Source organism: Nocardia sp. NPDC127579, from assembly GCF_042672005.1.
Lineage (GTDB): Bacteria > Actinomycetota > Actinomycetes > Mycobacteriales > Mycobacteriaceae > Nocardia.
Genome location: NZ_JBHXVZ010000001.1, coordinates 304,873 through 316,853 on the forward strand (window position 1 = coordinate 304,873; position 11,981 = coordinate 316,853).

The window sequence follows — 11,981 nt, forward strand, 5'->3', positions numbered from 1 at the left end:
CGTTCATGCCGTGTCGGCGTCTGTGAAATCGCTACTGAGCACCCTGACCAGCCGGGGACCGCACCGCGTGTTGCGCGGAAACCTGGCCATCGCAGGTCAACCCGGGGTGGTGTTCACGCCCGAGTCCGGTCGGGATCTACCGTGTGTCGCGTTCGGGCACGGTTGGCTGACCGGTGTGTCGCACTATCGCGGCACGCTGGAGCATCTGGCCTCCTGGGGCCTGGTGGTCGCCGCGCCCGACACCGAGCGCGGACCGATCCCGTCCCATCTGGGTCTGGCCACCGATCTGCTCACCACCCTCGACATCTGCACCGGTGTCCGTCTCGGCGACGGCACCGTGCGCGTGCATCCCGAACGGCTGGCCCTGGCCGGGCACGGCATGGGCGCCGGGGCCGCCGTGATCGCCGCCGCCCAGCGCCCGGTCACCACCCTGTGCGCGCTCGCCCCCGCACCCACCGCGCCAGCCTCGGAAACCGCGGCCTCCGCGCTGACCATCTCCGCTCTGGTCCTGTCCGGCGCCGCCGATATCGACAGCGTCAACTGCAACGCCATCCCCCTCACCGCCGCCTGGGCAGGCCCAGCCATCCTCCGCGCCCTCGACGGCGCCTCCAACAACGGCATTGTCGAAGGCCGCCGCGCCCTCGCCGCCCTCGGCGTCGGCAAATACGAGCACAAAACCGCCCGCACCGTCCGCGCCCTCCTGACCGGCTACCTCCTGCACCAGCTCACCGGCGACAAGAAATACCAGCCCTTCGCCGACCCGGAAGCCGTCATCCCGCACACCCAGGTCATCGACCCGAACGCACCGCAGGAAGAGGAGAAGCCGAAGGTAGGGATCGGGACGGTGGTGGGGTTGCTGCGGAGGTAGGGATTATCGCTTGATCAGTGCGGAATCGGCGAACAGTTCGTCAATTCGACCGACGTCGAGCGCTGAGCGCAGCCACCTCTCCAATTGATCCAAATCCTTGCAACCCGTGATCCGGTCCCGAATCTCGTCGGTCACCGTGAATCCCCGGGCGTCGAGGACAATCGAAGTAGCCTCGGCCAAGCCCAGCGCTATTTCCTTCACTCGGCCCATCGCACGAATCAGCGCCCGGCTGGGCACATCACCCTCCGCGATGTACTGGTCCCGGAAGTAGCAAACGAACCCACCGTCGTACTCGTTGATGAGGGCATCCAGAGGGTGGTTGCCACCAGAGATCTCGGTCATGTCTACCTTTCGGTCGGGGTCGCTCTCGAGCGAAGTCGTAAGCCGGCGCGGACAATCAAGGGTCGACCCCACTCCGTTTTCGGCTATGCCGGTAGCGTGGGCGATGTACTCGCGCGCGATGTCGCTACTGAGTCATTACAGAAGGTCAATACCGCGGCGGTGTGGTGCGCGGTCGGGGCGAGCACACACGCCCGTCCATGCTGCGGTACGACGGACTCGTATTCGGGTAGTTCGCAGCCGAGCGAGGTCAGCAACGATGCAACCAGAGCTGGCTGCTCGGTGAACATGTCGATGATCACTTCATGTGGCGCCGACGGCATACCGAACACCCAACGCTCATCGATCCTCCGCTCCGAATCGACCACGGCGCGTTGCATCGGACACGACCAACGCGCGGACTCGACATGCCAAAGCTGCTGCGTAATAGAGCAATCCGACGGCTACGGGTCGGGCCCAGCAGAATCTCGCCCCGGGTATCCCAGCACGGGTTGGGGGGCCTCATCTGGTGGCGAGTTGTCCACAGCTATTCGGCTATCCACAGATTTCCTGTCTCCCCAGGCCGCCGACACCGAGATGAGTCGGGTGTCGGTCACTCTGGGGGGCATGCGACCAGGGCTGGATGATGTGCGGGACAAGCAGTTCGGTGTGTTCGCCTTGTGGCAGGTGCTGTGCGAGTACACGCGTGGGGAGATGCGGGTACACGTGGATCGCGGTGAGTGGGTACGGGTGTTTCGCGGGGTGTATCGGGAGGCGGGCACGCCGTGTACGGCGCGGATGCGGGTCGAGGCGGCGCGGTTGTCGCTGGGGTTGCCGTCGGTGGCGGCTGGATATGGCACTGCGGCTGAGCTGCACGGGTTTTCGGGGCAGGAGCCCGCCACGCATGTGTTCGGTCCGCGATCGTCGCGAACCAGACGGCTGGTGGTGCATCACGATCGGATCGATCGCGCGGAGCTCGAACTGGTGCAGGGTGTGCTGGTCACCGGCATCGTCCGCACGGTCCTCGATGTCGCGCGAACAGCCGCCCCGTCGGTAGTGCTGGTGACGGTGCAAGCAGCGCTGCGACAAGGGGTTTCGCGGTCCGCGCTGCACGTCGAAGCCGCGCGGCACGAGCGCAGACTGGGCTGGGGCCGGGCGATCGAGCTGATCGAACGCGCAGCCGCGCAGACGTGTCGTCGGCGCATCGATATGCGGGCTTTCCGCAGCCGGTCGCCGTTGGCGGCGGAGCTGCGAATATTCGATTGCGACGCGGTATCTCGAGTTCCTACCATGGAATTACCGACGCGGGGTGGAGGCAACTAGGTCGCCCACCGGTCTCATAAGCCGGGTTATGCGGGTTCGAATCCCGTCCCCGCTACCAAGGGGAGCCGGGTCGCCGCAGGGCGATCCGGCTCAGCTCTGCGTGAGCTGCCCGTCCACCATGTGCCAGCGACGGGTGGCGCGCACCGAATCCAACATGCGGCGATCGTGCGTCACCAGGATCATCGTGCCGGTGAACGTGTCGACCGCCTGCTCCAGCTGTTCGATCGCGGGCAGGTCGAGGTGGTTGGTCGGCTCGTCCAGCACCAGCAGGTTCACGCCACGCGCTTGCAGCAGCGCCAGGGCGGCGCGCGTCCGCTCCCCGGGCGACAGGGTCGCGCAGGCCCGCGTGACATGCGGTCCCCGCAGCCCGAATTTCGCCAGCAGCGTGCGCACCTCGGCATCGGGCCAGTCGGGCATCTCGGCACCGAAAGTCGCCGCCAGCGCGCCATTCCCGTTGAACAGACCACGCGCCTGATCGACCTCGCCGATCGCCACACCGGACCCGAGTGTGGCAGTTCCGTTGTCCGGCTGAATCTTTCCGAGCAGCAGGCCGAGCAGGGTGGACTTTCCCGAGCCGTTCGCTCCGGTCAATACGATCCGGTCGGCCCAATCCACCTGTGTCGTCACAGGTCCCAGCGTGAAATCGCCACGCGTGACCATGGCGCGCGACAGTGTCGCCACCACCGCGCCGGAGCGCGGAGCCGCCGCGATCTCCATGCGCAGCTCCCATTCCTTGCGCGGCTCCTCCACCACCTCCAGCCGCTCGATTCGCCGCTGCGTCTGCCGTGCCTTGGCCGCCTGCTTCTCGGTCGATTCCGCGCGGGCTTTGCGGCCCATCTTGTCCGAGTCCCCGCCCTTGGCCTTGCGGCGCACATTCCGGACACCGTGTTCGAGCCAGTTGCGCTGCATCTGCGCCCGGGCCTCCAAACCCGCTTTGGTGTCGGCGTATTCGTCGTACGCCTCGCGCGCGTGCTGCCGGGCGATCGCCCGCTCGGCCAGATACGACTCGTACCCGCCGTCGTACACCCCTACCTGCCGCTGTGCGAGATCCAGCTCCACGATCCGATTCACGGTGCGCGCCAAGAACTCCCGATCGTGGCTGATCACCATCAGCGGAACCCGCACCCCGGTGACGAACTGCTCCAGCCGCGCCAGCCCGTCCAGGTCCAGGTCGTTCGTAGGCTCGTCCAGCAGCAGAATGTCGAAGCGCGACAACAGCACCGAGGCCAGACCGGCTCGCGCCGCCTGCCCGCCCGACAGGCCGGTCATCGGCGTATCGAGTCCGCCGGCCAGGGATTCGGCGAGACCGAGTTCGGCCGCCACCTCCTCGGCCCGCTGCTCGAGGTCCGCGCCGCCCAGCGCCAGCCAGCGCTCCAGGGCGGGCGTGTAGTCGTCGTCGCCGCCGTCGGCCAGGCGCTCGGCCGCCGCGTCCATGCGCTGCTGGGCCGCGGTGACTCCGGTGCGGCGACCCAGGAATTCGAGCACGGTCTCACCGGCGACCCGCTCCGGTTCCTGCGCCAGATACCCCACCGTCGCGTCCGGCGGGCTCAATGTGATGCTGCCGGTCGGCGCGTCGCGCTGCGCCAGCATGCGCAGCAGCGTCGACTTGCCCGCTCCGTTCACACCGACCAGGCCGATCACATCGCCGGGTGCGAGGGTCAGATCGAGGTCGTCGAACAGCGTCCGCTCACCGTGTCCGGCGGACAGTCCGCGCGCATGCAGAGTGGTACTCACCAGGGCATTCTGCCGGTTGCGGTGATCGGTCCGGTAATCGAGGTTCAGGGTCCACCCTGAGCCCGCAGGTCGCGGAAATCAGGGTGCGGATCCGGCGGAGGACCGATGTCGGGCGGCTATCTCCGGAGGACAGTGGATGTCACAGCGACCGAAAGGAAACACCATGACCGCCCCCGCCCGCCGCCTCACCCGTTCCACCCACGACAAGTGGATCGCCGGAGTCTGCGGCGGTCTCGCCGAGTACTTCGGCTGGAGTCCCGCTGTCGTGCGGCTGCTGTTCGTGCTGTCCTGTCTGCTGCCCGGCCCGCAGTTCGTGCTGTACATCGTGCTGTGGCTGGTCATCCCGAAAAAGTGACACTCCCCACCGAGGCGGCACAGCCACGCAGATCGCGCGCTGTGTCGTGCGGTGCGGATCTGGATAAGGGGCTGCGCCGCACGCTCGCGGATGACAGGATGGAGTGACCCGCACGTCGCGGGTACCGGCATCCACAGTCCGTCGAGGAGGAGTCCATGGTCGTCCCGGGTGAGTTCTCCGGTCTGGATCTACCCACAATCGATGCCCATACCTCCCTCGACGGGCTCGGCGCCGTCGAGCTCGACAATCCCACCCAGGACATCAACGGCGACGGCTACCTCGATTCCATCACCACCACCGGTGAGGAGTCGATGCAGGTCTGGTCCGATTTCGATCACGACGGGATCGCCGATCACGTCAAGGTGGTCGAGAAGGACGGCGATTACGCGGCCTGGGAATTCCATCAGCACCCGGACGGCACCCAGGAGTGGGTGCGAACCGATCAGGGTTCGCTGGGCAAGTAGTTCCGGAACCTGGCCGGTCGCACCGGCCAGGTTCGTTCAGTTCGGTATGGGTGTGGTGGCCAGCGGAGCCGGCGTGCTGGTTGCCTGCTCTCCGGTTTCCAGCGGTCCCGCGATCGCGTAGACACCACCCGTCATCCGGCCGCGGTCTACTTCCAGAATCGACAGCAGTACCTTCTCGACCGGCACCGACGCCGGAAATGCCCCGGGCGCAATGGTATTCACCCGCACGCCGAATTCTTTGAACTCCACGGCCAGGTGCCGGCTCAGATGATTGAGCGCCGCCTTCGACGCGCTGTACAGCGCCTGCCCGCCCTCATAGATCTCCGAGCCCGACATGCTCGAGACGTTGACGATATTGCGATTGCGCGCCAGGTTCGTCTCGCGATCATGCATCCAGCACCGCTGCGCCAGCCGCGTCGCCAACCGCAGCGGCACAGCGACATTGGTGTGGAAGTGGTTGTCGAAGTCGTCGAGCGCGTTGTCGCCGTCGACCAGTCCCTGCCCGTGAAATGCCATGTGCGCGGCATTGTTGATCAGCAGATCCACCGTGCCGAACCGGGCCAGCGCCAGATCGACCACCCGTTCCACTTCCCCCGGCTCGTTCAGATCCGACCTCAGCAGGTACACCTGTGAATTGTTCTCCGGCAGTTCGGCTTCCGGATCGAACGGATCGATGAACCATTCATACTGCGTCGGCACCCCCGGCGTCCGACCGCGATGCACGGCCACGATGTCGTACTCGGTGTACAGCGCCTGACAGAACGCGTTCCCGAGCAGCCCGCCCGCCCCGGTGATCAGCGCGACCTTACGGTCACCCAGCACCCGTCCACCGTTCGCCACTGTCGATCTCCTCCCCATCGTGCAAGCCGTTCGATCTTAGGGTCTGAGCGCTGCGGATTCGACTCCAGCACCGCTATACTCGGCACAACGGTCCCCGCATCCCGTGCCCTTTCGAAGGGCAATCCCGGGCCGCAGGCTGCGATGATCCGCGCGTTCCCGCGCGGATCATCGGAACCTGCGAATGCCTACTCGGAGCGCTCGGCCATCGATGCCAGCAGAGCTTCCTTCAATCGCTGCGGATCCGACCCGAGCAACTGTGTCACCGGGCTGTATATCCGCAGTACATCGGCCTCGAGCATGCGTGCGCGGGTCGCGTCGTCCGGAATCCAGGATTGGAAGTACGCTCGCGCTTCCGTCCAGTCCCCGCTCGCCGCTGCCCGGTGCACCAGGTCTCGCGAGCGCAGCATGAATTGCAGCTGGATCGGCAGGCTCGGGTTGTCCCACCAGTAGTTCGAGAACTCGCCGTGATTGCTGAACTTCGCCACCCAGCTGTCGAACGACGAGTTCGGATAGTGCAGGATCACGGGCCCGACCGCCCAGTGATGCTCACCTTCGTAGTCGTGGAATTCGTGGATCCCGGCCCGCACGCCGGCCGATGCGCGGACCGCGCTCTTGCCGTTGCCGTAGGCCATGAAATCGCTTCGCCCGTTCACTCGGAACAGCGTGCACTCGGCAAAACAGTTCTCGGGTTCCTGCTCGACCGGCACCGCTTCGTGGTTTGCGAAGCTCACCTGCCCGAGGTGGTCCTGCTGCCGCCAGGCCCCGTCGCTCTCGTCGTAGAGCAGCTCATCGGTGTCGATCGCCGCGACCCAGTCCACGCCGTGCTCTGTGGCATACATTACAGCGGCCTGGGTATTGGCCATGATCCGCCGCATGACCGCCGACGGCGAATTGTCCTGCCGGTCCCCGGCCCCCACGCGCAGCAGCACCCGCCGCTCCCCGATCACTTCCTCGAACAGCGGCCGCTTGTCCGGATCGTCCAGGAAAATCATGATCAGCTCGGCCTGACGCAGATGAAAGTCCAGCCAGAACCCGAACCCAGGACTCGGGTCCAGCATCGTCGAACAGATGAGAAAGCGGTTGCGCGCCCCCGGCGCAGACTTCACGGACACGGGGCGATCGTAACCAGTCGATTGAACCTTGCGCCCCGGCCCAGTAGATTTCCGGAACATACACCTCGGCCGGCGCGTGACCTCGGATTCGAATGGAACCGATCCGAGCTCGCATACGTCGAAGGTAGTAGGGCCACATTCGGCGAACGCGATGGAGTCGGTGCCGGGAGCCAGAAAGGGGAGACGATCATGGGCTGCGCGCGTGGGACGCACGACAGGATGGAGGACGATCCATGTCTACGTTAGATGTCAGTACGGCCGATCTGACGACACTGTCGAACGAGATGAAGCGTTCGGGCGGAGCGGTCGCCACGGAGATCACGAACATCAAGAACAACCTCTGGGGTACCGGCACCCACAACGGGCAACGTGAATCGGGGAAGAACTATCAGAAGCAGGGGGAAGAAGCCAATGCCGCGCTGGAGCGGGTGGCTTACTGGTTGGCGCATTGGAGCACGGCGGTGAAGTCCACCGGCAGCGCTCTCGGTCAGAGCGCGATCGCTTACTCGAATACCGACGCGCTCAATGCCAAGAAGGTCAGCGAGCTGTCCTGATGGAATTCGGAAATCAACTGCCACGGATGAATTGACCGAGTAGGGACTATGGCCGAAGCAAATGTTGACGACATCCTGACAGCTGGGAACCGGGGGCTGGAGTACTGGAGGCAGTTTCATCCACATTTCGTGAAACTGTGGCCGGGCGAGTGCCAGTACACGGTCGCGCAGCTGGTCGACCGGTACCACGAACAGCAGGGCATGAACCTGGTCAAGCTCAATACGACGCTGGAAGCCCTGAAGAAGGCTAAGACAGTCGCCGATCAGGAGATCACCAGCCAGCGCAATGTCGTAGGGCGGCTGCCGAACGTGTGGAGCGGCAACGCTTCGTCCAACGCGCAGAAGATGATCTGGGAGCAGATCGGACTCGCCGAAGCGGATGTGACGAAGTTGCAGACCGCGATCAATGCGATCGGAACCTTCATCAACGACACCAAGACCGCCGTCGACACCAAAGCAGAATTCACTCTCGCTCTACTCAAAGAAGTCTGGGTGGAACGCGTCGCGGTCGAATGGAAGACCGGGCAGAATTTCAGCGGCCTCGAGGTGAAGATCGACGGAAAAGACGCCGATGCCGTCGCGAAGATGATCGATATTCGTAACGCAAAAGAGTGGTTGAGCTACGACCAGATCTGCTGGGTGTACGACAACTTCCCGGAAACCAAGTCGTTGATGGACGACCCTGTCCGCAAGACTTACAAAGACGGGGAGATGAACAAGCTCGACTCGGAGGATCTGGCGAATGCCAAGGCCGGGAATTATGACTGGAAAGTCAATAATGCCGAGATAGCCCAGACGGCGGTCAACCGGTGGCTCGATACGGTTTTCAAATCGGACTTTTCCGGCAAGCTGTCGAAGTATGTCCAGATGTGCACGGATGTAGACACACTCATCGCGTCGCACTACACGACGATGAAGAACTCGCTGGACCCACTCGACCGCGACGCCTATCCCCAGCCCGCTGGTACCCCGTCGTCTCCCGCGCCGTCCGCGCCGGGCCCATCCCCTGCGTCACCGAGCCCCACCTCGCCGAGTCCGACAACACCCAGCCCGACCACGCCCAGTCCAACTGCTGGTGTCCCGACATCTGGAACACCTGTCTCGGGAACCCCGTCATTTGTCAACACCGCTCTCAGTGGCTTGGCTTCCGCCCTCACTACCGCATTGTCGTCGGCGGCGACTGCGATGACCACCCTGGCCTCGAGCGGCTTGACCACGCTGACCAGCACAATCTCCGAAGCCATCGAAGACTTGACCGAAGAGGTCAAGAACGGCAACACCGACGGTGAGAAGAAGGGGACCTCGGCCGAATTCACTATCGACGGAAAACAGTACAAACTCGAGGTCGGCGCGGACGGTCAGCCGAAACTGGTCGAGACCAGCCCGGACGGCAAGACGCACGAATACAGCGTGAAGCTGGACGCCAACGGCAATCCGATCATTTCCGACGAGGAGAAGACATCCGAGCCGGGCACTCCCAGTACCGGAACTCCGAACGCGGGCACCCCGAACACGGGAACCCCCAATACTGGATCTCCGCCGTCCGCTACGCCCACTCCCAATGTGACGGTGCCACCGGCTGCTACGAAGAAGGCCACCGAGGATGGCGAGCACACGCCGAAGACCGCGCCGGTCGCCGGCGAGCAGCAGCCTGCACCGGTCCAAACCGGTGCCGAGTTGTCCGAGGCGGGCCCGCTGTGATCGGTCAGGGCGAGCCGAAAATGGTTGAGGTGTAGTGGCGATGGACTATGTGCGGCAAATGGAGTACGCCTTCGAGGATTTCCGGCGACGCTCACGAGCGAATCTCGCGGAACTCGAAGAGCAGCAGCGAGAAACCCGGGATGCCTACAACAGGGCGGTCGAGCAGGCGTTGGCTGATGCGCGTCGATTCCGTGAGGAACACGCGGAGGAGATCGAGGCCGCTCGCGCAGCGGAGGCGGAGCGGGAACTACTCGAGGTCGAGGCACGCGCCGAGCAGGAAAGGCTCGAAGCCGAAGCTCGTGATCAGCGCGATTCCATTGCGCGGTCCGCGTTGTCCCGCCAAACCCAGGGATACGAAGCACCCAGCGATGACGATGAGTGGGACGACCCGGACTCTCAGTACTACCGCCGCGACAGCTGGCTCGTTTAAAACCATTGGGGCACAAAAGAAAATGGCATTGAAGCTGGATAACGACTGGCAGCATTGGCTGGCCGAGAACGTCGAGCGTGGTTGTACCGCCGAGACGATTGTCACCGCGATGGTGGGGGCGGGGTTCACCGAAAGCGCGGCCGAGGCGGCCGTGAAGCGGGCGCTGGGGGGTGAGACCGCGCAACCTGTTGCGCGGGAGGCCAATCCGGCTTACACGTATGACGGGTGCCCGGTATCCGAGGACAACGTCATCCACGCCCATGACCGCGATGTCCGAGTGCTGTTGCGGGTCAAGCAACCTCAGGTCGTCCTGTTCGCCGATGTGCTGTCGGCGGATGAGTGCGATCAGGTGATCGAGCGGTCTCGGCATCGGTTGAAGCGGTCCACCACGGTCAATGGGGAGACCGGTGTGGACGAGGTGATACCCAACCGCACGAGTGAGGGCGCGGTCTTCCAGCGCGGGGAGGACACGTTCATCGATCTGCTGGACCGGCGAACCTCCGCGTTGATGAATTGGCCGCTGGATCACGGTGAGGGATTGCAGACGCTGCGCTACACGGCCGGCGGCGAATACCGCCCGCACTTCGACTATTTCCCGCCCGAGGACGCCGGTAGCTGGCAGCACGTCGCGGTGGCCGGTCAGCGGGTTTCCACGCTGATCGTCTACCTGAACGATGTGGAAGCCGGTGGCGCCACCTCATTCCCGGAAGCCGGGCTTTCGGTCACTCCGAAGAAGGGCGATGCCCTCTACTTCCGCTACTGCAACACCGCGGGCCAACTGGACCCACTGACCCGCCACTGCGGTGAACTGGTCACCAGCGGCGAGAAGTGGATCATGACGAAATGGATGCGCCAGCGCCGGTTCTAAACGGCCGCAACCCGTTTCGCCAGATCATCGGCCAGCTGCTGGGCGCGTTCGGGATCGGTGGCTTCCACCATGACGCGGACGAGCTGTTCGGTGCCGCTGGGGCGCAACAGGATACGGCCGGAGTCGCCGAGGATGGCCTCGGCTTCGGCGACCGCGTCGCGCACCTCGGGGGCGGCGGCGACGAGCGCCTTGTCGGTGACGGGAACGTTGATCAGCACCTGGGGCACGGTGCGCAGGACCGATGCGAGTTCGGCGAGGGGGCGGCCGGTCTGGGCCATGCGGGCCATCAGTTTCAGACCGGTCAGGATGCCGTCACCGGTGGTGCCGTGCTCGGGCAGGACGGTGTGGCCGGACTGCTCGCCGCCGAGTGTGTAGTTGCCGCGGCGCAGTTCCTCGAGCACGTAGCGGTCACCAACGGCGGTGGTACGCACCGTGATTCCCGCGTCGCGCATGGCGATGTGCAGGCCCAGATTGCTCATGACGGTGGCGATCAGGGTGTCGTCGCGCAGGGTGCCTGCGTCCTTCATGGCGATGGCGAGGATGGCCATGATGGAATCGCCGTCGACTACGATGCCGGCGGTGTCGACGGCCAGGCAGCGGTCGGCGTCACCGTCGAAACCGAGCCCGAGGTCGGCGCCGTGCTCGACGACCGCCTGCTGCAACGTGCCCAGATGGGTCGAGCCGCAGCTGTCGTTGATGTTGAGGCCGTCGGGTTCGGCGTGGATCGCGATGACGGTCGCGCCCGCGGCCCGCAGCGCGGCGGGGCCGACCTCGGAGGCGGCGCCGTGCGCGCAGTCCACCACCACCCGCAGCCCGGACAGGTCGGCGCCGGTCGCCTCGACGAGGTGCGCGACATAGCGCTCGTGGGTTCCCTCCAGGCTGTACTGGTCGGGAACGGCCTGGCCGTGATCGCGCGCACCGGCGGCGTTCAGTACGCGACCGATGCCCGCGCCGGTCGGGCGGATCGGATGGGGCTCGGCGAGCAACGCCTCGATGCGATCCTCGATGGCGTCGTCGAGTTTGTGGCCGCCTGCGGCGAAGATCTTGATTCCGTTGTCCGGCATGGGGTTGTGCGAGGCGGAGATCATCACGCCGAGGCACGCGTCGTACAGCCCGGTCAGGTAGGCGACGGCGGGTGTCGGAAGTACGCCCACGGGAAGCACATTCATGCCCGCGGCGGTCAGGCCCGCGATCACGGCCGCCTCGAGCATCTCCCCCGATGCCCGCGGATCCCGGCCGACCACCGCGACCGGATGCTTCTTACCCCGGCCGAGAATCTGCGCTGCCGCACCCGAAACCCGCAGTGCCAGTTCCGGACTGAGTGATTCGTTAGCGAGCCCGCGAACACCGTCGGTGCCGAACAAACGTCCCATAACCTCGTCGCCCCTGTAGCTAGTGCCTTGCCGGGATATAG

General features: G+C 65.1%; 13 protein-coding genes and 1 tRNA gene. 9 read left to right on the plus strand and 5 right to left on the minus strand.

The annotated features are described in order from the left end of the window. The first annotated feature begins 10 nt into the window (after positions 1–10). Positions 11–868, plus strand: coding sequence for a hypothetical protein (locus ACFVMC_RS01545; protein ID WP_379205853.1), 858 nt, complete (start codon positions 11–13; stop codon positions 866–868). Between the two features lie 3 nt (positions 869–871). Here the strand turns inward: ACFVMC_RS01545 and ACFVMC_RS01550 are convergent, their stop codons facing one another. After that, complete coding sequence (locus tag ACFVMC_RS01550) at positions 872–1,210, minus strand: hypothetical protein (protein WP_379205855.1); 339 nt, start codon at positions 1,208–1,210, stop codon at positions 872–874. Positions 1,211–1,813: 603 nt separating this feature from the next. Between ACFVMC_RS01550 and ACFVMC_RS01555 the strand changes: the two genes are divergently transcribed. After that, positions 1,814–2,509 (plus strand): hypothetical protein, encoded by a 696-nt coding sequence (locus ACFVMC_RS01555; RefSeq protein WP_379205857.1) that lies wholly within the window; start codon positions 1,814–1,816, stop codon positions 2,507–2,509. Continuing rightward, positions 2,490–2,567, plus strand: a tRNA-Met gene (locus ACFVMC_RS01560). Before ACFVMC_RS01555 ends, ACFVMC_RS01560 begins: the two co-directional genes overlap by 20 nt. A 32-nt stretch (positions 2,568–2,599) precedes the next feature. Here the strand turns inward: ACFVMC_RS01560 and ACFVMC_RS01565 are convergent. After that, the gene (locus tag ACFVMC_RS01565; RefSeq protein ID WP_379205859.1) at positions 2,600–4,243 is read right to left on the minus strand and encodes an ABC-F family ATP-binding cassette domain-containing protein; all 1,644 of its coding nucleotides are present in this window, start codon (positions 4,241–4,243) and stop codon (positions 2,600–2,602) included. A gap of 163 nt (positions 4,244–4,406) precedes the next feature. Here ACFVMC_RS01565 and ACFVMC_RS01570 point away from each other — a divergent pair, with 163 nt between their 5' ends. Both ACFVMC_RS01570 and ACFVMC_RS01575 read left to right on the plus strand, forming a co-directional pair. Further along, positions 4,407–4,598 (plus strand): PspC domain-containing protein, encoded by a 192-nt coding sequence (locus ACFVMC_RS01570; protein ID WP_379205861.1) that lies wholly within the window; start codon positions 4,407–4,409, stop codon positions 4,596–4,598. Between the two features lie 155 nt (positions 4,599–4,753). Continuing rightward, the gene (locus tag ACFVMC_RS01575; RefSeq protein WP_379205862.1) at positions 4,754–5,062 is read left to right on the plus strand and encodes a DUF6802 family protein; all 309 of its coding nucleotides are present in this window, start codon (positions 4,754–4,756) and stop codon (positions 5,060–5,062) included. A gap of 36 nt (positions 5,063–5,098) precedes the next feature. Here the strand turns inward: ACFVMC_RS01575 and ACFVMC_RS01580 are convergent, their stop codons facing one another. Both ACFVMC_RS01580 and ACFVMC_RS01585 read right to left on the minus strand, forming a co-directional pair. Then, positions 5,099–5,902 (minus strand): SDR family NAD(P)-dependent oxidoreductase, encoded by an 804-nt coding sequence (locus ACFVMC_RS01580; protein WP_379205864.1) that lies wholly within the window; start codon positions 5,900–5,902, stop codon positions 5,099–5,101. Positions 5,903–6,087: 185 nt separating this feature from the next. Further along, a complete protein-coding gene (locus tag ACFVMC_RS01585; protein ID WP_379205866.1) occupies positions 6,088–7,014 on the minus strand; it encodes a hypothetical protein in 927 nt (308 codons plus the stop codon). A gap of 233 nt (positions 7,015–7,247) precedes the next feature. On the opposite strand from ACFVMC_RS01585, the gene ACFVMC_RS01590 reads away from it, so the two are divergent. Genes ACFVMC_RS01590 through ACFVMC_RS01605 form a run of 4 tightly spaced genes read left to right on the plus strand, consistent with a single transcriptional unit; the run spans position 7,248 to position 10,567 of the window. Beyond that, positions 7,248–7,568 (plus strand): hypothetical protein, encoded by a 321-nt coding sequence (locus tag ACFVMC_RS01590; protein WP_379205868.1) that lies wholly within the window; start codon positions 7,248–7,250, stop codon positions 7,566–7,568. Between the two features lie 48 nt (positions 7,569–7,616). Next, positions 7,617–9,269 (plus strand): hypothetical protein, encoded by a 1,653-nt coding sequence (locus ACFVMC_RS01595; protein ID WP_379205870.1) that lies wholly within the window; start codon positions 7,617–7,619, stop codon positions 9,267–9,269. 40 nt (positions 9,270–9,309) lie between these two features. Further along, a complete protein-coding gene (locus ACFVMC_RS01600) occupies positions 9,310–9,699 on the plus strand; it encodes a hypothetical protein (protein WP_379205872.1) in 390 nt (129 codons plus the stop codon). Between the two features lie 28 nt (positions 9,700–9,727). Beyond that, positions 9,728–10,567: a 2OG-Fe(II) oxygenase gene (locus ACFVMC_RS01605; protein WP_379205874.1), complete on the plus strand. Its 840-nt coding sequence runs from the start codon at positions 9,728–9,730 to the stop codon at positions 10,565–10,567. On the opposite strand, the gene glmM is transcribed toward ACFVMC_RS01605, so the two are convergent. Beyond that, positions 10,564–11,940, minus strand: a complete 1,377-nt coding sequence (gene glmM / locus ACFVMC_RS01610) for a phosphoglucosamine mutase (RefSeq protein ID WP_379205876.1) — start codon at positions 11,938–11,940, stop codon at positions 10,564–10,566. The genes ACFVMC_RS01605 and glmM overlap by 4 nt on opposite strands. Between the last annotated feature and the right edge of the window lie 41 nt (positions 11,941–11,981).